At 41.4% G+C, this 25,309-nt stretch carries 25 protein-coding genes; 9 read left to right on the top strand and 16 right to left on the bottom strand.

Going from position 1 to position 25,309, the window contains the following annotated elements; all coding sequences use genetic code 11:
* Positions 1–30: 30 nt before the first annotated feature.
* The 3 genes from V7K50_RS15650 to V7K50_RS15640 all read right to left on the bottom strand — a co-directional run bounded on the left by V7K50_RS15650 (position 31) and on the right by V7K50_RS15640 (position 4,323).
* Positions 31–2,340: an FAD/NAD(P)-binding protein gene (locus V7K50_RS15650; protein WP_334961478.1), complete on the bottom strand. Its 2,310-nt coding sequence runs from the start codon at positions 2,338–2,340 to the stop codon at positions 31–33.
* A gap of 266 nt (positions 2,341–2,606) precedes the next feature.
* Positions 2,607–2,921 (bottom strand): hypothetical protein, encoded by a 315-nt coding sequence (locus V7K50_RS15645; protein WP_334961476.1) that lies wholly within the window; start codon positions 2,919–2,921, stop codon positions 2,607–2,609.
* 256 nt (positions 2,922–3,177) lie between these two features.
* The gene (locus V7K50_RS15640; protein WP_334961474.1) at positions 3,178–4,323 is read right to left on the bottom strand and encodes a helix-turn-helix domain-containing protein; all 1,146 of its coding nucleotides are present in this window, start codon (positions 4,321–4,323) and stop codon (positions 3,178–3,180) included.
* A gap of 297 nt (positions 4,324–4,620) precedes the next feature.
* Here V7K50_RS15640 and V7K50_RS15635 point away from each other — a divergent pair, with 297 nt between their 5' ends.
* The 6 genes from V7K50_RS15635 to V7K50_RS15610 all read left to right on the top strand — a co-directional run bounded on the left by V7K50_RS15635 (position 4,621) and on the right by V7K50_RS15610 (position 9,600).
* Positions 4,621–5,277, top strand: coding sequence for a class I SAM-dependent methyltransferase family protein (locus V7K50_RS15635; protein WP_334961472.1), 657 nt, complete (start codon positions 4,621–4,623; stop codon positions 5,275–5,277).
* Positions 5,258–5,470: a hypothetical protein gene (locus V7K50_RS15630; RefSeq protein ID WP_334961470.1), complete on the top strand. Its 213-nt coding sequence runs from the start codon at positions 5,258–5,260 to the stop codon at positions 5,468–5,470. Before V7K50_RS15635 ends, V7K50_RS15630 begins: the two co-directional genes overlap by 20 nt.
* 219 nt (positions 5,471–5,689) lie before the next feature.
* Positions 5,690–6,880 (top strand): acyl-CoA dehydrogenase family protein, encoded by a 1,191-nt coding sequence (locus tag V7K50_RS15625; RefSeq protein ID WP_334961468.1) that lies wholly within the window; start codon positions 5,690–5,692, stop codon positions 6,878–6,880.
* Between the two features lie 439 nt (positions 6,881–7,319).
* A complete protein-coding gene (locus tag V7K50_RS15620; protein ID WP_334803268.1) occupies positions 7,320–8,078 on the top strand; it encodes an ATP-binding cassette domain-containing protein in 759 nt (252 codons plus the stop codon).
* The gene (locus V7K50_RS15615; RefSeq protein WP_334961466.1) at positions 8,075–8,698 is read left to right on the top strand and encodes an ABC transporter permease; all 624 of its coding nucleotides are present in this window, start codon (positions 8,075–8,077) and stop codon (positions 8,696–8,698) included. Before V7K50_RS15620 ends, V7K50_RS15615 begins: the two co-directional genes overlap by 4 nt.
* Positions 8,698–9,600 carry a glycine betaine ABC transporter substrate-binding protein gene (locus tag V7K50_RS15610; RefSeq protein ID WP_334961464.1) on the top strand — a complete coding sequence of 301 codons (903 nt, stop codon included), beginning with the start codon at positions 8,698–8,700 and terminating at the stop codon, positions 9,598–9,600. The genes V7K50_RS15615 and V7K50_RS15610 overlap by 1 nt, the downstream gene beginning before the upstream one ends.
* Positions 9,601–9,755: 155 nt before the next feature.
* On the opposite strand, the gene V7K50_RS30725 is transcribed toward V7K50_RS15610, so the two are convergent.
* The 4 genes from V7K50_RS30725 to V7K50_RS15595 form a co-directional block, all read right to left on the bottom strand.
* Positions 9,756–10,013, bottom strand: a complete 258-nt coding sequence (locus V7K50_RS30725) for a hypothetical protein (protein WP_442944603.1) — start codon at positions 10,011–10,013, stop codon at positions 9,756–9,758.
* Positions 10,000–10,194 (bottom strand): hypothetical protein, encoded by a 195-nt coding sequence (locus tag V7K50_RS30720; RefSeq protein WP_442944602.1) that lies wholly within the window; start codon positions 10,192–10,194, stop codon positions 10,000–10,002. Before V7K50_RS30720 ends, V7K50_RS30725 begins: the two co-directional genes overlap by 14 nt.
* Before the next feature lie 618 nt (positions 10,195–10,812).
* Positions 10,813–11,235, bottom strand: coding sequence for a hypothetical protein (locus tag V7K50_RS15600; RefSeq protein ID WP_334961462.1), 423 nt, complete (start codon positions 11,233–11,235; stop codon positions 10,813–10,815).
* Positions 11,222–11,338 carry a hypothetical protein gene (locus tag V7K50_RS15595; protein ID WP_334961461.1) on the bottom strand — a complete coding sequence of 39 codons (117 nt, stop codon included), beginning with the start codon at positions 11,336–11,338 and terminating at the stop codon, positions 11,222–11,224. Before V7K50_RS15595 ends, V7K50_RS15600 begins: the two co-directional genes overlap by 14 nt.
* A 264-nt stretch (positions 11,339–11,602) precedes the next feature.
* Between V7K50_RS15595 and ggt the strand changes: the two genes are divergently transcribed.
* On the top strand, positions 11,603–13,423 hold the full coding sequence (ggt, locus tag V7K50_RS15590; RefSeq protein ID WP_334961508.1) for a gamma-glutamyltransferase: 1,821 nt from the start codon (positions 11,603–11,605) through the stop codon (positions 13,421–13,423).
* Between the two features lie 162 nt (positions 13,424–13,585).
* Here ggt and V7K50_RS15585 read toward each other — a convergent pair whose 3' ends face one another.
* From V7K50_RS15585 to V7K50_RS15575, 3 genes are all read right to left on the bottom strand, one after another.
* Complete coding sequence (locus V7K50_RS15585) at positions 13,586–13,852, bottom strand: hypothetical protein (RefSeq protein WP_334803274.1); 267 nt, start codon at positions 13,850–13,852, stop codon at positions 13,586–13,588.
* 476 nt (positions 13,853–14,328) lie between these two features.
* Complete coding sequence (locus V7K50_RS15580) at positions 14,329–15,072, bottom strand: hypothetical protein (protein ID WP_334961459.1); 744 nt, start codon at positions 15,070–15,072, stop codon at positions 14,329–14,331.
* A gap of 1,303 nt (positions 15,073–16,375) precedes the next feature.
* Positions 16,376–16,993, bottom strand: coding sequence for a DUF1802 family protein (locus V7K50_RS15575; RefSeq protein ID WP_334961457.1), 618 nt, complete (start codon positions 16,991–16,993; stop codon positions 16,376–16,378).
* Positions 16,994–17,072: 79 nt separating this feature from the next.
* On the opposite strand from V7K50_RS15575, the gene V7K50_RS15570 reads away from it, so the two are divergent.
* Entirely contained in the window at positions 17,073–18,032 is a 960-nt protein-coding gene (locus V7K50_RS15570; protein ID WP_334961455.1) for an aldo/keto reductase, read from the top strand.
* 610 nt (positions 18,033–18,642) lie between these two features.
* Here V7K50_RS15570 and mutL read toward each other — a convergent pair.
* Both mutL and V7K50_RS15560 read right to left on the bottom strand, forming a co-directional pair.
* Positions 18,643–20,346 (bottom strand): DNA mismatch repair endonuclease MutL, encoded by a 1,704-nt coding sequence (gene mutL / locus V7K50_RS15565; RefSeq protein ID WP_334961453.1) that lies wholly within the window; start codon positions 20,344–20,346, stop codon positions 18,643–18,645.
* Positions 20,347–20,792: 446 nt separating this feature from the next.
* Positions 20,793–21,842 carry an adenosine deaminase gene (locus tag V7K50_RS15560; RefSeq protein ID WP_334961451.1) on the bottom strand — a complete coding sequence of 350 codons (1,050 nt, stop codon included), beginning with the start codon at positions 21,840–21,842 and terminating at the stop codon, positions 20,793–20,795.
* A gap of 374 nt (positions 21,843–22,216) precedes the next feature.
* Here V7K50_RS15560 and V7K50_RS15555 point away from each other — a divergent pair, with 374 nt between their 5' ends.
* On the top strand, positions 22,217–22,426 hold the full coding sequence (locus V7K50_RS15555; protein WP_094352741.1) for a hypothetical protein: 210 nt from the start codon (positions 22,217–22,219) through the stop codon (positions 22,424–22,426).
* Positions 22,427–22,484: 58 nt separating this feature from the next.
* Here the strand turns inward: V7K50_RS15555 and V7K50_RS15550 are convergent, their stop codons facing one another.
* From V7K50_RS15550 to V7K50_RS15535, 4 genes are all read right to left on the bottom strand, one after another.
* Positions 22,485–22,697: a hypothetical protein gene (locus V7K50_RS15550; RefSeq protein ID WP_334961449.1), complete on the bottom strand. Its 213-nt coding sequence runs from the start codon at positions 22,695–22,697 to the stop codon at positions 22,485–22,487.
* A 33-nt stretch (positions 22,698–22,730) separates the two neighbouring features.
* On the bottom strand, positions 22,731–23,042 hold the full coding sequence (locus tag V7K50_RS15545; protein WP_334961447.1) for a threonine dehydratase: 312 nt from the start codon (positions 23,040–23,042) through the stop codon (positions 22,731–22,733).
* Positions 23,043–23,225: 183 nt separating this feature from the next.
* A complete protein-coding gene (locus V7K50_RS15540; protein WP_334961446.1) occupies positions 23,226–24,731 on the bottom strand; it encodes an NB-ARC domain-containing protein in 1,506 nt (501 codons plus the stop codon).
* A gap of 178 nt (positions 24,732–24,909) precedes the next feature.
* The gene (locus tag V7K50_RS15535; protein WP_334961506.1) at positions 24,910–25,248 is read right to left on the bottom strand and encodes a hypothetical protein; all 339 of its coding nucleotides are present in this window, start codon (positions 25,246–25,248) and stop codon (positions 24,910–24,912) included.
* Positions 25,249–25,309: the final 61 nt, after the last annotated feature.

Genomic DNA, 25,309 nt, shown 5'->3' with positions numbered 1-25,309 from the left:
AGCATCACTAAATTTCAATTTCATCCTGCTCTAGATATACATCGCAAAGTAATCATTGTAAATTTCTGTATTAGTCATAACTGTGAGTTCTATTTGTTTCTGTTCTTGATCTGTTGCCGAACTCGTAGCCTGGTCTAAGCTTTCTTGAGGAATAAAATCACCACAGTATTCATTGGCAGGCACTGTTGCATTCATCTTTTGAGGATAACTCAATTTAAGATTGTTCATGATGGTAATAAATTGACTACGGCTGCGATAGCGAAGCGCTCCGTAGGAATCACTAAATCTGGGATTAAGCCGCTTTTCTTCGCCAATGGTAGAAACTGTGCGTCCTTTATAGTCATGGGCAGGATATACCCAGGTATCATCTGGCAAGGTGAATAAGCGTTGTGTCACCACATCGTATAAAGTTCCAGGATCGCCTCCCTGAAAATCTGTGCGTCCACAACCACGAATAAATAAGGCATCACCAGTTAACAGATGGGTTTTGTTCACCAAATATGCTATGTGACTGGCGCTGTGTCCTGGTGTGAAAATCGTTTCGATGATTACCGATCCCACCTCTAGGATTTCGCCACCGACAAGGGAGCGATCGGCTTTTGTCACAGCAGTATTCTGGGGAACGATCACTTCACAGCCTGTTTGTTGCCTGAGTTTGCCTGCCCCTGTGATGTGATCGGCATGGAGGTGAGTTTCTAGACAGTAGCGTAGCTTTAATCCCAGTTCATCTAATGATTGCAAATCGCGGTCAACTTGCTCTAATACAGGATCGACTAGAACCGCATCTCCTGTCTGCCGATCGCCAATTAAGTAAGTATAACTACTAGTTGCAGGGTCAAAAAATTGCCGGAATAGGAAAGTTGAGTGCGGTATCTCTGCACTGCCATCGCTGAACAAAGGCATCGTCGCAATAGTCCGCACACGCACTGGTAGCGACTGCAACAACGCCTGAGATAATTCCTGCGCCTGTCCCCGTAATTCTGGTACAGCGATAGTTTCCCACAAGTCGCCCTTGCGGGGAGTTCCCAAGGTATAAAACAGCGTCGAAACGTTACCGTCTGCTGCATATAAAGCACCGTGGGTATCTGTATCTAATCCTAAACCGATGGCATTGGGGCGAATTAAACGCTGCGATCGCAAATTAGTAATCAGAGGATGAGGCGATCGGCGATAATCTGCTGCTACCCCGGTACAATTCACCACGCGGCGGACGTGCAAGATATTATTAGTTTGGGTTTTGCGCTGGCAGACGGTAACAGCTACACCATCCGGCAAAGCTTGATATTCTCGAATCCGCCCGGCGGAGATGGTGAGTTGACCAGAATCCAGCATTTGGGTTACAACATCCGCTACTTTTGGGGCAATGCGATGACGATGAACATCCCAATAGGGTGTCAAATGACGCAAAAAACGTTGCTGTTCCTCCGTCGGTAGTTTTTGCCAGATTTTCTGAATCATGGGACGCAGAGAATCAATTACTGCTCGCCAGTCGTAGCCTTGGGCAACAGCAATTTCCACCTCGGCACGTAGCCGACGTAACCAGCCGCGGACACTTTTCGGTGAATTTTCTAGGGTTAAGAAGGAGGGATAAGGTTGAGCCGCTTGATGTTTTAGGGGAAATAATCCTCGTCGGGACACAGCATAAATTTTACCCCGATGTTGGCGATCGCTCAGAGATAAAACCATATCCACCATCGTTAGCCCCGTACCAATTAGCAACACAGGCGCATCAGCATCAAGGTCTGCTAGGGCATCGGCTGACCAAGCATTCCGTAGATAACTTTCATCATTACTATTTGGGTTTTGAATGGCGGGGGGTGCAGAAGGTGAGTTCCCCAATGCCAACACAACTCTGTCTGCGGCAAAACAGCGACCACTACGCAGAGAAATCATTGCGCCTTTGACTTCAGGCTGTACCCCTACTACTTCATCGGTGAAGCGTTCTAGTCGTACATCACTAGGTGCTGTGGCTTCTGCTTCTGCTAAAACCGATTGAATGTATAAACCATAGACCTTACGAGGTATGAAGGTACTGGCATTGACTTCTTCGGGTAAAAATGCTGTTAACTCATCGCGGTTGTGCTGAAGCCAACGTAACAAATGCCCCGGATCGTGGGAAAATGCACTCATGTTGCCTGCCGATACATTCAGCAAATGACAATTGGTATCTGTGCTGTAGGCGATTCCCTTGCCAATTTGATCACTACGCTCAATCAGCTTAATGGTGAGAGGTTGACTGGCAGTTTTCAATAGGTGGGTAGCGACTAGAGAACCACTAAAACCTCCGCCAACAATCGCGATCGTGGTTGGAGTATGGGCAGTTAAAAAACTAGGGTTCATGGCGGTCTTAGCTAGAATCAATAGTTACGCCGATTTCATAAAGTCTATCTAACGGGACTAAACGTATTTACAACCCATCTAAAAGAATTAAGACTTTATTACGTCTAAATTCTTATAGTACCTCTTTTCTAGGTATTAAATACATTTAATTGATAAATTAACCGTAGTTTGAGATTACATAGTAATCATCCCTTATTGCTAAACTAAATAACCAAAACGTTGTACAAATTCCTCATGATAGGATTATTGAATACATTAATTACTAATCAACTGTAGCCACCCAACATCCATCTTCTTTTCGCTGCCTCATTAGCTAAATCAATCTTGATAACAAACTTATGGTCTGCTAGCATTTTTTGTATTGGTCTAAGTTCATGATCTCCTAAGTGATTTTCCAAGTAAGCTTCTATTAAAACCTCAACCAACTGAGTCACACTATCTGGAGGCATTTGAATGTATCGTTGAATGTACTTAATTGCCCTCCCATCATCAGTCATCACTTTACCACCAATACGTTTGGCAACTACAAAACAAGATAACTCTGCATCGCTTGCACGTTTTGACTGAGGAACAGTTGACATTTCTACTAAATCCTCATTTCCAAGGGAAATCTTGAAATTTCACCAGAATTGACTAAATCACTGAAATAAGTCAAGCTATCAGGATATTTGTATTTTGCATTCTCAAATTCCAGTTGAACATACACCGTTGTAATTACAGAATAACCAAGTGCTTTTAGGAGATAAAAGCGATTGATATACATGAAATTCAAAATTGAACACTTATCAATAGTTACCACTCCTTTCACTAGCTATCTACCTCCAGAAACGTTAAGAGTTAATGTAGAAGTTGATAACCATCTTCTAAAGGAAGTAACAGCATATCTAGAAGTTTTTGATAAGTAATTTCTCCACGTCTGTATGCCTCTGTACCAAGATCAATAAAGTGCCAAGATAAACCTCGGCGTATAATTTGAGTCGATTTGTCTCGTATCCCTAAAGATAAACTTGGTGGAGTTTCAGGATCAAATTTCTCATCATGCTTAATAACTAAACGTTGATCTTGGAATAACTGCTGTTGTAAAGCTTTATCAATCCATTTAAGTTCAAATAAACGGATTATGACAACTTGTGAGCTAACTCGAAAGCGTTCGGCAACTTGTCGGATCAGACTAATCCAGGCTTCATAGGTGTTGGCAGGTGAGTAGTCTAATTCCAGTCTTTGCTTTGGAACCAAAAAATTACCTGCAAAACTATTAGCTCTCCATTCAAGCTCAGATTTATCATTTGAGGACTTTAAGTATGTAACCTCTTGACCTTGAGATGAATCAAATAAAGCATGACAGTACTCATGAGCAGCAGAAAAATTTTGCCGATACAAGTCATCAAGGTAGTTGACAAGAATACAATGTCCAGCAACCGGATGATTGATGTATAAAGCAGATATATTTTTATCCTCTAATTGACGTTTAAAAATATGAATACCTTGATTTCTGATCAACTCAAATATATTTTCTATTGGTTGTTTTCCCACAGCTAAACGTTCTCTCTCAAAAAAGGCAGCTTCTTCGCCTTGTCTTTTGAAGTGTCTGTGACCAAATGAAAATTGTCCATAATTGGGAATCGGTATTGACTGACGCTGAAATATTTCTCGCTCCAGGAAATCTTCGTATTCACAGAGCCGAACAAATTCCTGAATAGCGACGCGATCGCTTTGGGAAAGGGCAGCATTTCGTCGAAACATCTCTTGAACTTGTGACTCTGCTGATGGATAGTCACCCGTAACAAAGTATCTAAAATCACGACGGTATAGAACGGCTAATAATACTAACTGATCACCTGTAATTCTGTTCCTACCCTCTTCAATATTTAGATACTCCTGGAAGCTTATTTGAAGGCGTGATGCAGGATCTTGCGGAGTAATTAAAAGACTTTCCCGCGCATTCTTGAGCTTTCTTCCCAAAACCGCATAATCAAACGCCATTACTGTACAGGCTAAAAACGCTTAAAAATTTTCTCTACCCAAAATCATCTTACTGTATTTGACAAATAAAGAACCTCTTAGCAACGGATATTAATTTTTTTTATACAAATATTTACGTATTGATACTATATATAATTTTTACGTATAACCAAGCAATTAAGGGCGGTTTTTATTCAATAAGACTTGATTTTATATAAATTTCTGTGATACTGTGCCTTCATCCATAAACTACAGTAACTTGATAAAATAATCGTAGTTTGTGATTACACAGTGTGCATCAAATGGGAATCACTCCTTATGCCAAAAGATTGGTATGAATGGCACGACCTATACGATACTGAGCCAAAATTGCAGCAGCGTCTAGCAATCGTGCAGGAATATATTGCTTACAGCTTGAATGCCTCACCTGATGGCGCTATCCGAATAGTCAGTGTTTGCGCGGGTGATGGACGAGATTTACTAGGAACTTTAAAAAATCACCCCCGTGCGAAGGATGTTTCTGCACGACTGGTTGAAATAAATTCAAATCTAGTTGAACGTGGACGAACAACTATAGAGTCTTTGGGTTTAGCCAAGCAAATTGAGTTTATCAATGGTGATGCAACTCTTGCCACTAACTATGTAGGGGCAGTACCAGCAGATATCGTGATTGTATGTGGTGTCTTTGGCAATCTGGCTGAGGAAACTGAACTCAATCGCTTACTAGATAACCTGAGTTTTCTGAGTAAACCAGGTGCTTTTGTCATTTGGACTCGTGGACACTCTAACGGTATTACCTACTCTGACAATGTACGGAAAATTTTGTCTGCATCTGGATTTGAGGAAGTCAACTTCAAACTCACGGCTACAGGAGATATGGGAGTAGGTATTCATCGATACTTTGGTGAAAACTTGGCTGCACCCAAAGAAGAACAGTTATTTGTGTTTTCCGGCATTGCTAGTAAAGCGAGGTAAAAATGTCTATTCAAAACACAGTGTCAACTTAGGAAGAAGTTTTAGAGATATTATCAAAAACTCTGGAGTCCAAGCTTTAGTAGCAGATGGTGATTTTACCACAGTTAAGGACGCTGTTGATTTTCACCTGCGACAACTAGCTGATTATCTCATTCATGGCAATGGTGCAATTTTATGGAAGGACTGGTGGTAAAAATAGTAGTGTTGATCCTATCTTCGCTGCTGTGGGTGCGATCGCTTTCGTATATTTGAGAAATCGCATCTGCGCCCCCGTGACATGAGTGCTGGTGCAGCAACGGCATTTAAAGCAGGTATAATTCCCACAAAAGTTGACGTGAAAAAACTTTGGGGCAGCAGTTTTAATAAAGATATCGCCAAATGCCAATAATTGCAGCAAGGAGTAAAAAGCTAAATGTCAAAATCACCTGTTTTAGAAGCGTCCGTTACCTCAACAGCAAAATTATTGCCCAATCTCTTGGATCTGGCCGATTCTCTTGCTGCCGATTTTGCCACCCGCGCTGCCATCCACGATCGCAATAGTTCCTTTGCCTTTGAAAACTTTGATGCTCTCCACAAAGCAAAATTATTGAGTCTAACTGTACCAGTAGAGTTTGGTGGACAGGCTGTAGGATATACCACAGCCTGTCAGGTGATTGAAAAGATCGCCAGTGGTGATCCTTCCACTGCCTTAGTGCTGACGATGCACTACTTACAACACGCTAGCGCCGCCCGACACCGGCGCTGGCATCCCACTGTCTATGAAAAGTTGTGTCGAGAGTCTGTGCAAGGTATAGCTTTGCTAAATGCTGCCCGTGTGGAGCCGGAATTAGGTACACCAGCCAGAGGGGGATTACCTGCAACCATCGCCAAAGGTACATCTGATGGTTGGTTAATAACTGGCCACAAACAATACACTACTGGCAGTCCGATTTTGCGTTACTTCGTAGTTTGGGCGCGCACAGATGATGATGAACCGCAAGTAGGGAGTTTTTTGGTTCCTCGGGACATTCCAGGGGTGAAGATTGTGGAAACTTGGGATCACTTAGGGATGCGGGCAACGGGCAGTCACGACTTGATTTTAGAAGATGCCTATATTCCCAGAGAATACGCCTTAGATTTACGTCCCGTCAAGCTTTGGTCAAAACCCGATCCCTTAATGCTGGCAGCTGGCAGTTTATTTTTAAGTGCGTTGTATCAAGGGGTAGCAACAGCAGCACGAGACTGGTTAGTTGATTATTTAAATGAGCGATCGCCGACGAATTTAGGTGCAAGTCTAGCAACTTTACCCCACTTTCAAACATCTGTTGGTGAAATTGAAGCATTACTATACGCCAACCATCGATTAATTTACAGTTTGGCAGCAGACATTGACAAAGGTGAACACCAGCCGAATCTTAATTTGCAAGCACAAACAGTGAAATATTTGGCTACAAGTAATGCCATTCGAGCCGTAGAAATTGGTTTAAAACTCGTGGGAAATCCAGGTTTATCTAAAAAAAATCCGATTGAAAGACATTATCGAGATATTCTTTGTAGCCGTATTCATACACCCCAAAATGACGTAATTTGTTTGTCTTTGGGTAAGTCGGCATTAAAAATATAAAATACAAAAAATTTTGCAGATGTTATATCATGTCCGTATAAATAGTTATGATTCCCATAGTCATTGCACCCCACCCCCAACCCCTAAGAGCTTGCGGGGAGGGGAGACAAAGTGTAGCTTTGGCGGTGTGGGGTTCTTCGGGTTTAATAAGTAATCAAGCGGACATGATATTACTCAATGAATATTTATACCATTTCTTTGTGAGGCTGCGCCAAACCCTTTTAACTTCTTTACTTTCTTTCTTTCTTTCTTTCTTTCTTTCTTTCTTTCTTTGTGTCCTTTGCGTCCTTTGCGGTTCGTTTTTCTTTCTTGTAATATGGTTTAGCGCCAATTACAGCTTATGAAGTTTGGGCATCTGTTGTTGCAAGCAAATCGGGGGTTAGCACGCTAGCAAAATCAGCACATAATACATATAGCTAGCGTCCATCAAAAACCATTCATGCCGCAAAATAACCAAACCGCCGTCGAATTCCGCGATGTCACCTTTAGCCGCAACCATCGCCCATTGGTGTCAAATCTAAATTTCACCATCCGCCAAGGAGAAGCACTGGTATTACTTGGACGCAGTGGAAGCGGCAAAACTACAACAATGAAGTTAATTAATCGCCTATTTACACCTACACAAGGCGAAGTTTTATTTGATGGTATTCCCACAACTCAATGGGATGAAATTAAACTGCGGCGAAAAATTGGTTACGTTATTCAAGAAATTGGTTTATTTCCCCATTTTACAGTTGAACGCAATGTGGGTTTAGTCCCTTCTTTGGAAGGTTGGCAACCTAAACAAATAAAAACGCGGGTTTACGAGTTGTTACAATTGGTAGGCTTAGAACCAGCACAATTTGCCGGACGTTACCCCCATGAACTTTCGGGAGGACAAAGGCAAAGAGTCGGTGTAGCCAGGGCTTTAGCAGCAGATCCGCCAATGTTATTGATGGATGAACCATTTGGCGCACTCGATCCGATTACGCGGCTAGAACTGCAACAAGAGTTTCGGCATTTGCAGCAAGAATTAGGCAAAACAGTTGTTTTTGTCACCCACGATATTCAAGAAGCCTTGGTTTTGGCATCGAGAATTGGTTTAATGTATGGCGGAGAATTGGTAGTATTGGGGACGATAGATGAATTTATGCGATCGCAACACCCAGAAAGTCTAGCCTTTCTCCAATGTCTGCGTTCCCTTCCAGACACTTTATGAAAAATTTCTTCCTCGTTAAGTATGCCCCAGAAATTCTTCAGCATACTCTAGAACACTTATTTTTGGTCGGTATCGCTATTGGAATTGCTATACTTGTAGGCATTCCTTTAGGCATTTTGATTACACGCAAAACTTATCTCCGCCAACCAATTCTCGTCATAGCAAATATTTTTCAAACTATTCCTAGTTTGGCGCTATTTGGTTTACTCATTCCGATTGCCGGAATTGGTGCAGTACCTGCAATTATTGCCCTCACTGTATATTCTTTGCTGCCGATAATTCGTAACACTTACACAGGTATTATGGGCGTAGATCCAGCGATTGGAGAAGCTGGTAGAGGCATGGGAATGACAGATAGACAATTATTGTTACAAGTTGAGATTCCCTTAGCAATGGGAGTAATTCTGGCAGGAGTACGAGTAGCAACAGTAATTGCCATTGGGATTGCAACTATTGCCGCCGCAATTGGTGCTGGTGGTTTAGGAGTATTTATTTTTCGCGGTATATCAGTTGTGAACGATCAGTTAATTTTAGCTGGTGCAGTTCCGGCGGCGGTAATTGCATTATTAGCTGACTTTGCAATTGGTTGGTTGGAGAATAAATTAAAAAGTAAAAATTAATGAAAATATTTTTAACACTTTGCTTTTTAACTTTTGCCTTGTTACTGGTAACTACTAGCTGTACGCCAAATTTAAATAGTAGTAGCGGTGGTAATATTATCGTTGCTTCCAAAGATTTTACCGAACAAGATATTTTAGGTGAACTCTTAGCCCAGCAAATCGAGGCGACGACTAATTTAAAAGTAGCTCGTCGCCCCCATTTAGGTGGTTCTTTTGTCTGTCATAGTGCTATTACTGCTGGTAAAATTGATGTATATATTGAGTATACTGGTACAGCTTTTACTGCAATTTTAAAGCAAAAGGCAGTTAAAGATCCGAAAGAAGTTTATGAAAGATTAAAACAAGCATACTCCCAACAATTCAATCTTGAAGTAATGCCAAGCTTGGGTTTTGAAAATACTTTTGCGATGATTGTCCGGGGTGAAGATGCTAAACGCTACAATATTGAAACTCTATCTGAAGCTACTCAATATACACCACAATGGCGGGGTGGTTTTGGCTATGAATTTTTAGAACGAGAAGATGGTTTTCCAGGATTAGCTAAAACTTATGATTTACGTTTTGCTAAACCTCCCCAAATCATGGACTTAGGTTTAATATATCGTGCTTTGATTCAAAAACAGGTAGATATGGTAGCGGGTAATTCCACTGACGGACAGATTTCTCGCTTGGGTTTAGTTGTCTTAAAGGATGATAAACACTATTTTCCGCCTTACGAAACTGTGCCAATTGTCCGACAAGAAATATTAAAAAAATATCCCGAATTAAAAACAGCGATCGCTTCACTTGCAGGAAAGATTTCGGCAGATGAAATGCGACAGTTAAACTATTTAGTTGAGGGGGAATTACGTGATATTAAAGATGTTGTCCAGGAGTTTCGGAAATCGAAGGGATTAAAATAATTCGTAATTCTTAGTTAAGGGCTAGGGTAACACACCCTCTACTATGTCAAGTTTAAATTGATGGGTAAGTAAGTTCGTAGTAAGGACTTCAGTCCTTATTTTCTAAGCACTAAAGTGCTTACTACAAACTTTTAATTACTAGCTTAGACATTGTACTACTGTTGTTCACGCAAAAAGTTCTTTAACCACCTAATGACTTCACTTGTTGTTTGCTCATTGGCCATTTGGAGACATTGCTGCACAATTTCTCTGACGTTAGGAAAGTAGCTGCTTTCTGTAAGGGCATAACTTTCTCCCTGCAATCGATAAATGAATAACCGATTACTCTTTAATATCCACACTTCTGGCACTCGATAAGGCAAGAAATCATTAATGTCGGTATAGCTTGTCACATCTATTTCACAAGCTTGCATCTCTTCCATGCTCTGGTAGCGGTGCCATGAGTAAAATTTCCCCTCTTCGATATTTAATCCGAGGTGAGGAGCGATCGCCTAGTTGCTGACTCAATATTTGATAGGCTTTCCAGTCTCCCAAAAGCTTCAACACCGCGCCAGGTGGTAACTCGATTCTTTGTGGTGTAATTACGGTATCCATATTAACTCACATTTTAGATGTTGCCGTAGACGCGTTAGCGTCTCTGAAAGAGAAGCCTCTCGAAGAGAAGCGGCTTGTCGCCAGACATCGCATTATTTACATGGAAGATGGGCGATTACAGGATTCATAAAAACTCTGTATAGTACATTTGATTGTCTCTCACTCAACTGAAAATCGCCATAATTAGTTTTAGTCTTAACTGAACTGTATTAAGTTTTAATTGATTGACAAATACGCTTTATATTAGCCTCTTACTAATGACTATAGCGCTTCTGGGTTGAGTGTAATACAGACCTAACCCTCAGCCCCAACCCTTGTAGCGTTGGGGAGTAAAATTTAAAGCTTCTCTCCTAAAAGCAGAGAAGTCTAGACTATATTGCTTCCATTCGAGAACCGCTATACAGCAGATTTAAGGTAAATGAAGTACATATATAAAACCCAAAACCTTATAGAGACGTAGCACTGCTACGTCTCTACGTGTATTCGATTAGAGCGCAATCTGCTATATACCTTGAGAATGCGATCGCGGGACTAAGGGGATCTAGGTTTCAGGCTTCAGTGCGTAAGTCCTATTCTTGTCCTCTGCGGCTAAGTGATGGAACTCTAATAACGAAACGATTAAACAACCACAAAATTGTTGTTCGTTAGTGACAACCCAGCAGATAATACTGCAAATTGTATCTGAGTAAATGCGCCTGCACTACCATCCTGGTCAAAAAACAATGCACCTGTATTGGAGTTATAAATAAATCGCTGGGTGCTAGTGGTTGCAGATTCTCCAAGTGTAAACTGATTAGCTAAAAGTACACCTGCTGATAAACTGCCACCAAAACCAGCAGCCGACACCTGAATTAGTTCATTAGTGGCAAAGTCAGATATCTGATCAAGTCCTTCATTGAAACTATTGAAAACAAACGTATCAGTACCATGCCCTCCATAGAGCGTATCATTACCGTCGCCACCAATGAGGATATCATTGCCATCGCCACCCGTCAGTATGTCATTGCCACTTAAGCCTTTAATAATGTCAAAATATATCATTGCCACCGCCACCAGTTACAGTGGTTATACCGATGTCGTAAAGATCCTGACTGGAAAAGCCCTGTAGGGTATCGTTACCCTTGGTTCCAATGATAACTGTCATAGGTTTTTCCTACCTGAATCGATTTTGGAAGTAACTTTTAGTTAACCTGAGAATAACTTGATTGATATCCAAATATTTACTTAGATGTCTATACTTTTCAAAAAAACTTTGTATACTCTTGATAAAATGTTTATATACTTTTCATATTTTTAACCATTCAAGGGGAGTGAGAGAGCGATCGCAAACAATAGTAATCAAAATCTGATAAATTAAGTACACCAAGATGCTAAATATGTATAAGATTTCATGGTAAATGGTATAAAAATGCTTGCTGTTACTCAAACCAAGGGAGTTGCGATGCCTGCGGTGCGCGTAGCGATCGCAGTTTTTTCTTTCACCCTCCTGGTTTATAGCCAAGTCGCCTCAGCCGCCTTAACTTTACCCCTACGCAGCAAAAAGGGGATGGTGGTTTCAGCCCATCCCCTAGCAAGCGAAGCGGGAATTTCGATGTTACGCAAAGGTGGTAATGCAGTGGATGCAGCCGTAGCCACAACCTTTGCAATTTCTGTAGTTGAGCCTTTTTCGGCGGGAATCGGTGGCGGCGGATTTTTACTAATGCACTCTGAGAAAACTGGCGAGATGAAAGCATTAGATTTCCGCGAACGCGCACCCTTGAAAGCTACAAGAAATATGTATCTTGACGCCAAAGGAAAGGTGCGCCCCAATGCAAGTATTGATGGTTATTTGGCAGTAGGGACACCAGGAACGGTGGCGGGACTTTATGAAGTGCATCGTCGCTATGGTAAACTTTCTTGGCAAGAGGTGATGAAACCTGCGATCGCACTTGCTAAAGATGGCTTTATTCTTGGCGATGTGCTAACTGTGCGTCTCAACCAGCGCCAGCAAGCAATTCTCAGCAATCCAGCCGCGCGGGAAATTTTCACTCGCAACGGTGAATTTTATCAGCCAGGGGACAAGCTGGTGCAGCGAGATTTGGCGCGTACCTTAACAGCAATTGCCGAAAATCCCCAAAATTTTTACACCGGAAGTATTGCTCGGGCGATCGCGGCTGATATGGCAAAAAATGGTGGTTTAATTACTCTAGAAGACCTCAAAGCCTATAAACCAATCTGGCGCACTCCCGTTTGTGGAAACTTTCGCAAAGCTAAAATTTGCTCAATGCCACCACCATCATCGGGAGGAGTTCACCTATTACAGATTCTAAATATTATTGGTGACACTGATTTAAAATCTTTAGGATGGCATCATCCCGACGCAATACATTTAATGGTAGAAGCAATGAAAATTGCTTACGCCGATCGCTCACAATATTTAGGCGATCCTGATTTTGTCAAAGTCCCTGTACAAGAATTGCTCAGTCGAGCTTACGCCAAAAAACGCCGTCAAGAAATTAATATGCAAGTGGCTAGACCCTCGACCGAGATCAAGCCAGTAGACAAAGAGACACTACAACATTTTAGTCAAGCTAATAATCAAAGTTTGGGAGAAAATATCATCCCGTTATCTAATCAATCTCTCCAACTGCAAGCGACTCGCCATGAATCTACTGAAACCACTCATCTGACAGTTGTAGATCAACAACGCAACGCCGTCAGTCTGACTTTCACCATTAATCTGCTTTTTGGTGCTGGTGTGGTGACACCGGGAACTGGAATTATCCTCAACAATGAGATGGATGATTTTGCGGCTGCGCCAGGAGTGCCTAATGCTTTTGGTTTAGTTGGTAACGATGCTAACAGCATTGCACCCCGCAAAACTCCTCTATCCAGCATGACTCCCACAATTGTCACAGAAAATGGTCATTTCCGTATGGCTGCGGGTGCGCCTGGTGGTAGCACCATCATCACCCAGGTTTTGCAAGTGATCCTGAATGTGCTGGAATACAACATGGATGTTGGTGCAGCTGTTTCTGTTCCACGCATACATCATCAATGGCTTCCCGATGAGTTGCGCGTGGAATCCTGGGGCTTGGATGCTCTGACTGTGCAAGACTTACGCCATCGGGGGCATAAAATTAAGGAAACTACTCCTTGGGGAAATGGTAATGCGATCGCGGTCACATCTGATGGAACTTTAGAAGGGGCTGCTGATCCTCGCGGTGAAGGTTCCCCCAGAGGTTTGTGAGGGTGTGAGGGAGTAGGAAAGATGAGGAAAATAACTAATTCGCAATGCCCAATACTTCTCTACGAGAGGCTACGCCAACGGCTTACCTCGGCTCCGCTCGGCACAAGTCGCGGTTCCTGAGCGTAGTCGAAGGGCAGTACAAGTGCCCAATTCCCAATTCCTTTATTGATTTTGGATTGTTGACTCTGCGTAGCTGCTGCTGCCGCCGAACTCGTTTGCACGGGCGCTAGATACCAGTGTCCAGCCTGCTTTGATAAGTTTTTGATAAGTTGCCCAACCTTTAGAACCACCTTCTATTTTATAATCTGGCACTGCAATGTGTCCAAAAGCTGTGTAGGGACGCCAAGGTTGATTGGGTTCTGTCTGCAAATACAAAATTTTCTCTCCGTCGCCACCAGACTTAGATAACCAGCACATTTGTCGATGCATTGCAAACTCCTTTGCTTTTTAGCTAATAATGCATAATAACAGACTTTTGTCAAGCAACTTATCACCCTCACGGAGTAATTTTTGCCTAATACTTTAGACAAAGTGTAATTAAGTTTTATCCCCTTCGGGATAATTACTTAATAAGTCATAGCCTGGAGGATAGCTGCTAGTAGGACACAAAGATCAACAGCTTTGTCTCACCTTCTTTATCAGGTAAGATTTTTCTAATGTTATCCGCGTTTTTTGCGGTTGGGTGTAACAAGAGCTACTTTTTTAAGTATAGGTTTGCAATTTGCAATCAGATCAAGTTAACCACCCAGGGCTAGCCCCTAAATTCTATTTCTAGGAGCTAGCCCTGCGTGGGCGAATTGAGTGCCAGGACTAATTACTGAGTCGCCATCCATGAGAGCAACGATAGTTTCTGGAGGGGGCTTCAGGGGAGCCAGTTCTCGAATCAGGCTGACGAAATTTGCTAATTAAAAACTATAAACTGAACTCATACTAATTCTTTGTGCAACTGGCTCCAATGAATGATTCAGGTTTTCCTTGGCATACGCTAGCAATTCTTCCGTCCATTCTGTAAACCAAGCAAACACCAAATTGACTTTTTCAATCGCCTCGGCACGTGTTTGGTCATCCATTTCGATTTTTGCCATGATAGTATGGTTCTTTGTCATCGCATGACCAGATTCTTTCCTAAAATGGAATTCCCCACAGTAGCGCAATTCGATACCCATTTCCGCTTCAATTTTTTCTGCCAGTTTTCCAATCAGTTCAAACAATACGTTGCCCGTTTCTTCAATAGCTTCGATAATAGCTAGACGGACGATACTGGATGAGTTATAAATCAAATGAGCTAGCTTGTACGACAACAGGCGATTTACTGCGGTGCGATCGCTGTAGAAAAACTGTAAATGCTCAGTGGGCGAGGTTTTTTCACTACTAAAGCCTAATTTGATAAAGTCTTCCAAATACCATGGCCAATGATGATCGTCCTCATAAGAGTGTTCGTTCACCATAGCCTGATAAGGATCTGAGGTTGGCTCTTGGCGCATGACATAGCGATTTAGATCGCCAAAACTCATGATAAAAGGAGACATACAGGGGTAAAATTCTAGGCGCTGACGAGCTGATAAAGTCTCATCCCTTAAAAAATCAAAAAATGGCAGGTGGCTATATTCTTTCTTGAGTTTTAAAATGTGACGTAAGGTAGGCTTCATGTTTTCCTTTAAAAAGTAACTTCAGGAGTGCTGTTAGCAGATAGCTAGGGTTGAGCGAGTGCTGAGTAAGCCCATAGTTAAAACTTGGGGATTGAAGTAAAGACGTATTATTTCTTATGACACTTTCCACTTGAAAGAAATATGCATTATGTTTTTGAGAGAATCAATTTACTACAGCACAGCGTAAATAAACCACCCATTCCAAATCAATAAAATGCTGACGCTGTAATCATTTTGAATTCTGCCGCTTTCTCTACAAGAATTTAAGACGAAGCCTTGTATATATTCAAAATATATAACAGTCACCGTTTGTTATTGATACTGATAGTTTGTATTTTCAAATTTGCGCGGCTCATTAATCATAATAATGATGTAACTAGTACTTATAATTAACTTGAAAAAATTTACTTTTTCTTGTTCTAACAATTTCTACTTCGCTTTTTTCTATTCCTTAATACTAAGTGAATCTTCGGTAAGATATAATAAAGAAGGGATAAACATTAGTATAAGTACGTAAAGTATCGATGATTTCAATAAAAGATTGACTGTGAAATGACTGAGAGTGATATAGCACTCGTATTTGATTTGGCGAAGCTAGGTATAACTCAAAAAACCTTCTTTCCCCTTGACCCTACCTGAAAATCATTCTTTCCGGCTATTGTTTGCTGAACGCTAGTTACTAATTTGCAAAGTTAAACTATAGGATTAATTATTTTTCAACGTAAAATAATTAAATTTGCGTGTAAATACTTAAAATAATTGTAAATTTAGCTTTGATACAGTAGTGAAATTGAGTATCTGCGTTCTGGTTAGGGACTGACAACAAATAAATTATCCAATCTTGTGGGGTGGGCAATATGAGCGCCTTTGGCTGTGGGCGGGTGAGACACCCACCCCACAAGATATAGTTGAGTATTTTTTTATTTGTCAGTCCCTTAAACAAAAGGATCTAAGGTGATTTCTGATTAAAAAAATACCATGTTTACGAGTTTCGACTTACCTCGGCTCCGCCCTTCGGCTACGCTCAGGACAGGCTCGGCACAAGTCGCTCAACTCTCGGCCACTCAGTTGGTTGAGCGAACTTGTACTGAGCGAAGTCGAAGTAGTCGAAACCAACGGCTATGGTAAATTTATTACTAGAATTCACCTAAGTTGACAATAAAAACAGGCGTTGCTGATTGCGTATATTCTCTTGTGGGATGGGTGTCCGCACTACCTGCCGCTACGTAAACACCCGTACCATATTTAGGGCGGGCAGGATTGCCCACCCCACAAGATGGATAATTTATTTCTTGGAAGTCTCTTAAGAGTTATGAATTATTCGGTCAATCTTTCTCTCTATTTTTTCGCCAACAATGGCGCGAATTGTCTCTACTAGTTGGGTGTATGCAAAGTTAGATAAAACTGGTATTGCTGCTTGCAAGTGAATTGATTGATCTAAATCAATCCATGACTTACAGCCGGCGTATTTGGCGTAATAGGGAATTTCTTGCTCTTGGGGTAGTTTGTAAGTCCGCAGAAGGAGAATATAAAGGGGTTGACGTGGTTTCCATTTGAGGCGATCGCTAATAAAATGCTCGTTCCAAATATGAAAGGGAAGTAAGGTATTGACAATAGACTCGTCACTACAGGGCAAAATATCCGTAATTTCTGCCCAACTGCCGATGCGAACTGTCTCAGGATGCCAACCTGATGTTACTGGATAAACATGATTTGCATACTCTGCTTTCAGCATGAAAGCTTGTTGATGTTCATAAGTAGGGTAAAGCAAAATTTGCTTGTGGGCAACTTGGAAATGTCCATTTCGTTCATGTATACCACCTTTGCGGAGCAACATAATTGTTTTGCCATCTTCCAAGGCATTTACGGCAACTGCCCATTCTTTGAGGGCATGAAAAGTTGTAGTCAATTCCATCAGCATCTACTGTAACTATGATTTAATTTCACACGAAAACTGATAAAGTATGAACCTGTCCAAGGGAATGAATTAGGGAACAGCTATGGAAAAGCGATTGCTAGGTACAACTGAAGTCAAAATCACACCTCTGTTGATGGGAACTTGGCAAGCTGGTAAAAAAATGTGGGTGGGAATTGAGGATGCTGACTCGATTAAAACTATCCGAGCCGCTTATGAAGCTGGGATCACCACAATTGATACTGCTGAAGTATATGGTGAAGGACACTCTGAGCGAATTGTCGCTGAAGCTTTATCTGATGTGCGCGATCGCGTAGAATATGCCACGAAAGTTTTTGCTAACCATCTAAAGTATGAACAAGTAATTGAAGCTTGCGATCGCTCCTTAACCAACCTGAAAACTGATTACATCGACCTTTACCAAATACATTGGCCCTCCGGCGCTTTCAATAGTGAAATAGTACCTATCGAAGAAACTATGAGCGCTCTTAACTTTCTTAAAGAGCAAGGTAAAATTCGAGCGATCGGTGCTTCCAATTTTTCCCACGCCCAGTTAGCAGAAGCAGCAAGTTATGGACGTATTGATAGTTTACAACCACCCTATTCTTTATTCTGGAGGCAGGTAGAACAAGATCCATTGCCCTATTGTATCGAAAACAATATTTCTATCCTTGCTTATTCATCTTTAGCACAGGGTTTGTTAACAGGAAAATTTGCTCCTGGTCATAAATTTGATCCGACAGATAACCGTGCTAAAAATAAACTGTTTCAAGGTGAAAACTTTGAACATGCTCAACAAGCGTTAGAAAAACTGCGTCCTATAGCCCTTTTTCATAATTGTACCCTTGCTCAGTTAGCTTTGGCCTGGTTAATTGCCCAACCTCAAACAAATGCCATTGTTGGGGCCCGTTATCCTGAACAAGCACTAGACAACGCCTTAGCCGCCCAAATTCAGCTTTCCGCCACTGAATTGGCAGAAATCGATTCCATTGGACGTATTGTTACTGACCATCTTGATAACAGTCAGATTATGTGGAATTGGTGACAATACAGTTTGGTTAGCTATGCTCAACTCTCCAAGATCCCTTCAACTTTCTTAAAAAGATAGCTAGGGATCAAATTTCTGTATTGAGATTGCAAAATCTAACAAAACATCAACTTTAGTAAACTAAGGGTTGCAATTCACAAACTAAGTGATAACTTAAATAGTAGGACACCAAACAGAACCAAACCGAACAAAAAGGGTCAATGGCTTAGTGTCTCCTTGTCATTAGCCCAAGCAAATTTCAGCATATCAAATATTATCCAAGTGGCAAAAAGCCTAATTGTAGAAGGCAAAGCCAAATCCTAAAGCGGAAAAACGCAGGAATGCTGAATTTGTGAGTTTTTCAGTCCACCTTAGTTATTAACCTTCAGTTAGTTAATTAGTTTAACAATTTGAAACCTGTGAACTCGATGAAACCTGGTCAACCTCGACCAGGTTTTTGGTATTTTACTGTGATATTAATTCTATCAGTACGCCAGGTAATGCCGGAATTCACGCTTGAGGAGCTAGTTGTGAGACTAGGATAACATTAACAAAAAACAGTTAATGTGCCCGAGAAACCCAAAAGCTTTATGTATGGTGGCATAGATGTAATGTCTCACCGAAAACATCAAATTCCATGACTTTTACCAATTACCCAATTACGCCGGAAAAACCGGGCTAAAGCTGATTCTTCTAAAGATAGATAAATAGGGCGTCCGTGGGGACAGGTGCGAGGGTTGCGAGTGCGTTGCCAATTATCTAAAAGTGTCTGCATTTCTTGTTGATTCATCGGTGTACCATTACGAATGGCACTGCGACAGGCGACGGCTACTTGGGCTGTTTGTAAGTCGCCTCCCCAACTAAGTTCTAAAATTGCTTCTGCACAATCGTCTCGTTGCTGCAAAGGTGCGGGTATGTTACGGATTGCCCAAAGTTGTTCGCCAAAGGGTTCTATTTCTAAGCCGATGCGTTGCAATTGCGATATTTGCGCTGGCGATAATTGATAAAGAATTATTGGTGGTTCGATAGGGACAAGTTGCCAATCATCACACAATTTCTCATATAAAACTCGCTCATGGGCAATATGTTGTTCTACTAACCACATCCCACCTGAATGTTCCGCCACAATATAGGTGTTGCTAACTTGAGCGACAGCTTTTAAAGAGTTAGGAGTTGGGAGTGAGGAGTTAGGAGTTTTTTGATCTTCGTTCGGATTTTGAGGATTGAAATTGTAACCGCCTTTGGCTTCTGCGGCTTTGAGTAATTTACTAACTCGTGTTGTATGGACAGCTTCTTTGAGATTGCTTGAAGAGATGCTGAGGGCTTGGTTAATTGCTTGGGTAATTTGCTCTTGCCAATAAATGATTTCGTTGAGGTAAATTTCTGTTTTTGCTGGATTGCGATTCCAGTTAATTTGATCGGGCGAAATGGCAAGATGTAAGAAACAAATTGGATAGCGATCGCGTGGTAATGTTCTGTGAAATGCTGATAATATGGTTTGCTCTAGTTCCGGTGTCTTAACCATCCGTCCGTTAATGGCTACACGTACCCAATCTGGACGATGACGATGAGCGCGATCGGGTAATCCTACCACTAAATTTAGGGAGGAGTGGGGAGTGAGGAGTGAGGAGTTTGGTGGGTTGGGTATTTCGAGTTTCACTTCTTGCAAGTCACTTTGTCGGACTTGCGATAAAATCTGCGGTAGTAGTTGCCCTGTTGTGGCGGCGGGGCAGATGGTGAACCATTGACGATCATTTTGCCAAATCTGCCAGGTGACGTGGGGATGACACAGGGCGATTTGGTGAATTGTGGCTTGCATAGCTTTGATTTGCTGTGCTGTTGTGGGTAATCCCTGACGACGAGATGAGCAATTACCGAAAAGATGAGAAACTGTAACTACAGTACCAGGTGCGATCGCAGTTGCTTCAACTTGCACAACTTCCCCACCATTGCCATAAATCATCCGCCATCCTAATTTTCCACCCACAGGACGACTCAAAATTTCTAAATCTGCCAGAGTCGTCAAACTGTGCAACGCCTCTCCACGAAACCCCAAACTGTTAATTTTCCATAAATCGCCACTAGAGCGAATTTTACTCGTGCTGTGGGCTGTGGCTGCTTGTTGCAAATCATCTAGATTCATTCCACAACCATTATCTGCCACACGAATTCGCCATTGCTGCGGCCATAGAGAAACCACAATTCTTGTTGCACCTGCGTCTAGGGAATTTTCTACCAATTCCCGCACCACAGAAGCTAAAGAGTCGATTACCTCACCAGCTGTAATGAGATATACGACTTCTGTTGGTAGAGCTTGAATAGTAGATGCCATAAATTCTAGTTTATAGCTTCTGGGGGCAGGGGGAGATGGGGAGGCTAATTTATGAGAAATTTTTATTAATTTTACAGCAGTTTTCATGTATTTAAACCAAATCTATCGTCATAGCAATGCTATGCCCATACCGCGTGGTCTATTTACCTGAAATAGCTGTAAAGAAAACTTGTGAGGTTATAAGAGGTAAAAGCTGAAATTGCTGGTTTTTTTGGACTGCACATTAGATTTCTTGCAAAATCCAAATCCTTTCTCAACGAAAAAATAACCACAAATAAACACGGATGAATTATCTGTGTTTATTTATGGTTTAATTTCTAAAACATGGACTTTTACAACATATCTATTGTGCATTACAACTTTCTCTACGGCATCAGGAAAAAGCCTGTTCTGCAACATTAATTAACATTAAATTACCTGACTTTATGCACATCTTTAAGTAGTGGTTAATTACTATCCCTGACTGCCAAAACTTTAGGTGATTCTGGTTTGAGCAAACCGTTTAACAGCGATACAGGACGTTGACTGTAAGGCCAAGCAAAAGCATGACGGAAAGCTGCATCTTGACAAGCTTGTAGTTGTTCAAAACTAATAATGTTGTAAGTCAAGAGATTTTCATACTCAAATGGTAGACGCACATTGTGCAATCCAGCATTATCAGTACAGATAGCGATATCGACCCCAGCATCAAAACAACGGTCAAAAACTACTTTTAGTTGACGTATATCCTGCAAAGTACCAGTTTTCAGGTACGTTGTGGGGCAAACTTCCAAACATTGTCCGCGTTTTGCTACATCATTAAGTAACTCTGGATACAGTAGGGGAATTTGGATGCCGTGACCAATCCGCATGAGATAGGGTAACAGTTCTGGGTAACAACCTGCGGTGGTTTCATATAGATGTCCTGTGGTTTTAACGCCCAGCGATCGCGCATAATCATATAAGCTAATCCATTCTTCTAAGCGATCGGCGTAATAGCTATCACCCCCCGCTACATCTACTGCACAAACATACTGCTTATTTTGCGCCGCCAAATCAACAATCGCCTTGTTCACCTCTAATGGTAGGCGCGTGTGCATACAGAGAATTTGGCTAGTAACAATGGGATATTCTGGCTGTTGGCTGGCAAGTCCTACTACTCGCACAATTTCTGCCATCTTGTCAATTCTTTCGGATTGACTCAGATGCTCAGGCGTCCGTAAATAAGGAGTGTATCGCAGTTCCAGATAAGCCAAATTTTCAAATATGTAAGCACCCCGCACCAAGCGATAGATAAAGTAAGGTAAAGTCTCCACAGTTTGCACACTTTCTACCAGGGTGTGTAATTCTAGATACTCATCTAGGGTGTTGCGTGGGCGGGTATAAAAATCTTCAAATTCTGAATAGTCAGCAAAGCCGGAAATCAACTCTGAAGAATGTCGCTCGAAATATTGCCATAAAACTCGTGGGACGACGGAGCCGCCCAGGTGTCTATGTAATTCAGCATATAAAGCCATAGTGGTATTTTTATCTAAAAATTTCAATAATTGTAACAAAAACATCGAAAGAAAAAATCTGTCCTCGAAAGAATTTAGCTCCCCAGAAGCTGAACTAGGGGACTGGGGATTAGGGACACTTCGACAAGCTGCGCGAAGAATTTGGTGGCTTGGAATTAGATGGGGCTGAGAGCAACGGATAATTTTCTACTTCCTGCCTTCTTCACTAGTGTTTTAAGCATAAAGAAGGTTGACATTATCAAGATGAAATTGATACCATTGAATACTTCAATTTTTGTGTTATAGTTAAATAAACATTGCTATTGTTGAAGAAGCAAAATATAGTAATATATTTTTCCTTTAACGAAGCAAATTCCTGGCAAGGTTGGTATTAATTGAAAATTCAAGCGTTGGAAGTCAAGGCTGGCGATCGCATTATTGCTTACTGCAACAACAAAATGCAAACCTGCAAGGTAAAACGCATTTTAGATCCCGGTCAAGCTAATATCACACTATCAGTCTTCACCTCTGAGAATTATCGCGGCTGCTCAGTTTCATCTATAGTCCGCTTTCAGTCGAACGCTTTAGTTGATTTGGTAAGTTAAAATTAAATTTCAAAAATCTCTGTAGCTCTTGTCCAGCCTCAACATGGGTTTAATTTTCTTAAAGGTGCGATGCCTGGGTTGAGCTACGCCTACGCACAAACAAATCCGTCAATTGTGGCTGGATGATTTTCCACAAAAACGCCCTGACACTACACCAGTGCAGGCGACAGTAATTTATAAAATTCCGAGAGGAAAGATTGGGAGTGTGATGGCGCAAAGCTTTCACCGTAGACGGTATATGACGACAAGCAACTTTGCGTCTACGCATCACTAAGATGACCCTCCAATTAGTTTATGTCTTTTGTTAGTTCTTTTTCACATCACGAGCCATATTGAGGTAGTAGTCGTCAATTTTGGCATTAGGACGACGGCGGTTAGTGGCAGGAATTTTAGCGGTGTTATCCCGATCCTTTTCAATTGGCTGTTTCGCCGAAGCTTGCTTTATTCCTTGCACCTGATCAGATTCCAAGAAATAACCAGACCGAGTAAATCCGAAAAGCTTGCCAAAAAAACCAAATACATTTCCGAAAAAATTAGAAACACTTTGGAATAAAACACCAAACAACCCTTCAAAACGAAGGAACAAGTTGCGAATAGTTTGAGTTAGACGAAGCATTACAGCACCTTCAATGATTGCCTTTTATTATTGTGACTCAATTGCGATCGCACTAATTGATGCGATCGCAAAAATCTACCACTGGGTAGGTGTAGCCCAAACTAGGTATTACTGTCTCTTGAAGTGCCTATACTTACATCTTAGACCTCTTGTCAGGATAAACCGCAAATAAGCAGATAAGGGTCATATCAAGTCTATTCCTGAGAGGATCGCTACATTACTCCCGATGTAACCCATTGCTAAAGGAGATTGGCCATTTAACAACAACAAAATCTGATTCAGGATTTGGGGAAGAGTTGCACCATAGGAACGCCAGAGTTTTTTGCCAAGTTGAGTTAAAATGCGATCGCCTGTAATATCGTCTGTACCCGGTCGTAGCAACCAATGGGTTCGCAATATCTGAAAATGACGGATATCATAACTCTGCACAACTTGATGTATCTCTTGGGTAGTCTGTTCGACTAATTTATCTGTCACCACCTTCATTACCAGGGGTTGCAATGTAAATGAGGGTTCGCGATCGCTGATCCATTTTTCTAAAAGCGATCGCCTTTCTAAGGCTACAACGCCCTCTAAAAGCATCCCTGGATCAACGAATATCAGCAAATGGCTTTGCAATCGAGAGAATGACACAGGTTCTTGCCAAATAGCCAACCAGTAGAGAATATCTTGCTCTAAGCCGGAAAGTTGCTCAAACTGCTGTTTGAGAATTACACGCAAGCGATCGCCTACAATTAAAGTATTCTGACTCAAAAAAGCAGCAACATTCCCCCCAAATACAGACTCAATCAATGGTGTTACCAGTTTCAGCGCCAAGGGATTACCGCGATAAAGTTGAATTAAGGCTGATAACCCCAGTTCCTTGCCTGTAAATCCCCTTGATTGTAATAATTCTATCGCCTCTGTTTTTGGCAACCCTTTGAGATTTAAACAGCGAAATGTTTTTGTATTAATTTCAAGGGTGTTTATCTGTTCACGGCTGCTAATTAGAATACAACTTTGATGCCGTTCCCGACTTAATTGTTGGATAAATTGACCATAGCTGAGGTCTTCTGGCTGTGATAAAATAGTCTCTAGTCCATCTAATACCAACAGACAGGGATGTTTTTGTAACTGCTGTATTAGTTGTGCTGTACCTTGTTGAATATTTTGGACAACGGTTTGCTCAAAGGAGTTTAGCAGACTATTCAGCAGGGAAATGAGGGATGGCGAAGTTTGCAGAGACTTCCAAATTAAACAATCAAATTTTGACTGAATGCGGTCTACTAAAGCCACTGCTAGGGCGCTTTTACCAATACCAGCGATCCCGTTAATGGTGATTAATCTACAGTTTTGGTTGGTGATCCATTGTTCTAACTGTGTCAATTCTTGATTGCGTCCATAGAAGCTTTCGATATCAGGTGCTTCATTCCAGTCTCGGTAATGTGTGGGGATGTCTGCAATAGATTCTAAGTCTGCGTGGGATAAATCAGCGATCGCTTCCCAGTTGACAATCCCAACAGCTTGACAGATCGCAATGAAAATTTCTCGCTGAATGCGATCGCCTTGCCAAAACCGGCGTAAAGTAGCTCTAGAGGTATGGGCATCTTGCCACCATCGCGCCGTGCTAGTTTTTGTCCAACCTAAACGTTGACGGGATTTGTCTACAATTGCTAATCCTGAATCAGAGGCTTTCAGCGAGTTTGACATATATCTATGAGGATGTTTTAAAAGTATTATTACTAACACCAAAACCTCAGAAATCTAACCCCCCGAGCAAGCCTTCCCTACAAGGGAATGGGGGTTTCAAAGCCTCTCTCCGTTTCGGGGAGAGGTTTGGAGAGGGGTCTTTAGTATATTCTACGACTTTACAAACATCCTCTATGGTTTAGATCCCCGACTTCTTTAAGAAGTCGGGGATCTGGGAATGATTTTCAAACAATTCTAATAAACCAATTGTACCCACAAAAAAAGTATAAATTCCATATTGGATTGGCTTTTGATTTTTCGCAGGTGCATAAAAAGCGGCAATTATTCCTTCAATGAAATGAGCCGATAATGCAAAGTGAGCAATTATCAAAATTGGATTTAAGATAATAGGTAGATGATTGTTAGTTGTTAATGCTTGAATATTCCATATTTCTAAGCCTATTGCAGTTGCAATCGCTACTATTGATATTACTTTTATGACAGGGAATAATTTTTCTTTGATATCTTTTAGATTCATGTTGTTTTCCACTATGTTTTTTATCCATGTTCTTGAAAAATTGCAAGGGCGATTACCTGCT

Source organism: Nostoc sp. (assembly GCF_036917135.1).
Classification (GTDB): domain Bacteria; phylum Cyanobacteriota; class Cyanobacteriia; order Cyanobacteriales; family Nostocaceae; genus Nostoc.
The sequence above is the reverse complement of the archived record's forward strand: the minus strand, read 5'-3'. Positions and strand labels throughout refer to the sequence as shown.

Coding starts and splice junctions, on each gene's coding strand:
- V7K50_RS15650 (WP_334961478.1), bottom strand. CDS start 2,340: ATGAACCCTAGTTTTTTAACTGCCCATACTCCAACCACGATCGCGATT.
- V7K50_RS15645 (WP_334961476.1), bottom strand. CDS start 2,921: ATGTCAACTGTTCCTCAGTCAAAACGTGCAAGCGATGCAGAGTTATCT.
- V7K50_RS15640 (WP_334961474.1), bottom strand. CDS start 4,323: ATGGCGTTTGATTATGCGGTTTTGGGAAGAAAGCTCAAGAATGCGCGG.
- V7K50_RS15635 (WP_334961472.1), top strand. CDS start 4,621: ATGCCAAAAGATTGGTATGAATGGCACGACCTATACGATACTGAGCCA.
- V7K50_RS15625 (WP_334961468.1), top strand. CDS start 5,690: ATGTCAAAATCACCTGTTTTAGAAGCGTCCGTTACCTCAACAGCAAAA.
- V7K50_RS15620 (WP_334803268.1), top strand. CDS start 7,320: ATGCCGCAAAATAACCAAACCGCCGTCGAATTCCGCGATGTCACCTTT.
- V7K50_RS15615 (WP_334961466.1), top strand. CDS start 8,075: ATGAAAAATTTCTTCCTCGTTAAGTATGCCCCAGAAATTCTTCAGCAT.
- V7K50_RS15610 (WP_334961464.1), top strand. CDS start 8,698: ATGAAAATATTTTTAACACTTTGCTTTTTAACTTTTGCCTTGTTACTG.
- V7K50_RS30725 (WP_442944603.1), bottom strand. CDS start 10,013: ATGCAAGCTTGTGAAATAGATGTGACAAGCTATACCGACATTAATGAT.
- V7K50_RS30720 (WP_442944602.1), bottom strand. CDS start 10,194: ATGGATACCGTAATTACACCACAAAGAATCGAGTTACCACCTGGCGCG.
- V7K50_RS15600 (WP_334961462.1), bottom strand. CDS start 11,235: ATGATATATTTTGACATTATTAAAGGCTTAAGTGGCAATGACATACTG.
- V7K50_RS15595 (WP_334961461.1), bottom strand. CDS start 11,338: ATGACAGTTATCATTGGAACCAAGGGTAACGATACCCTACAGGGCTTT.
- ggt (WP_334961508.1), top strand. CDS start 11,603: ATGCTTGCTGTTACTCAAACCAAGGGAGTTGCGATGCCTGCGGTGCGC.
- V7K50_RS15585 (WP_334803274.1), bottom strand. CDS start 13,852: ATGCATCGACAAATGTGCTGGTTATCTAAGTCTGGTGGCGACGGAGAG.
- V7K50_RS15580 (WP_334961459.1), bottom strand. CDS start 15,072: ATGAAGCCTACCTTACGTCACATTTTAAAACTCAAGAAAGAATATAGC.
- V7K50_RS15575 (WP_334961457.1), bottom strand. CDS start 16,993: ATGCTGATGGAATTGACTACAACTTTTCATGCCCTCAAAGAATGGGCA.
- V7K50_RS15570 (WP_334961455.1), top strand. CDS start 17,073: ATGGAAAAGCGATTGCTAGGTACAACTGAAGTCAAAATCACACCTCTG.
- mutL (WP_334961453.1), bottom strand. CDS start 20,346: ATGGCATCTACTATTCAAGCTCTACCAACAGAAGTCGTATATCTCATT.
- V7K50_RS15560 (WP_334961451.1), bottom strand. CDS start 21,842: ATGGCTTTATATGCTGAATTACATAGACACCTGGGCGGCTCCGTCGTC.
- V7K50_RS15545 (WP_334961447.1), bottom strand. CDS start 23,042: ATGCTTCGTCTAACTCAAACTATTCGCAACTTGTTCCTTCGTTTTGAA.
- V7K50_RS15540 (WP_334961446.1), bottom strand. CDS start 24,731: ATGTCAAACTCGCTGAAAGCCTCTGATTCAGGATTAGCAATTGTAGAC.
- V7K50_RS15535 (WP_334961506.1), bottom strand. CDS start 25,248: ATGAATCTAAAAGATATCAAAGAAAAATTATTCCCTGTCATAAAAGTA.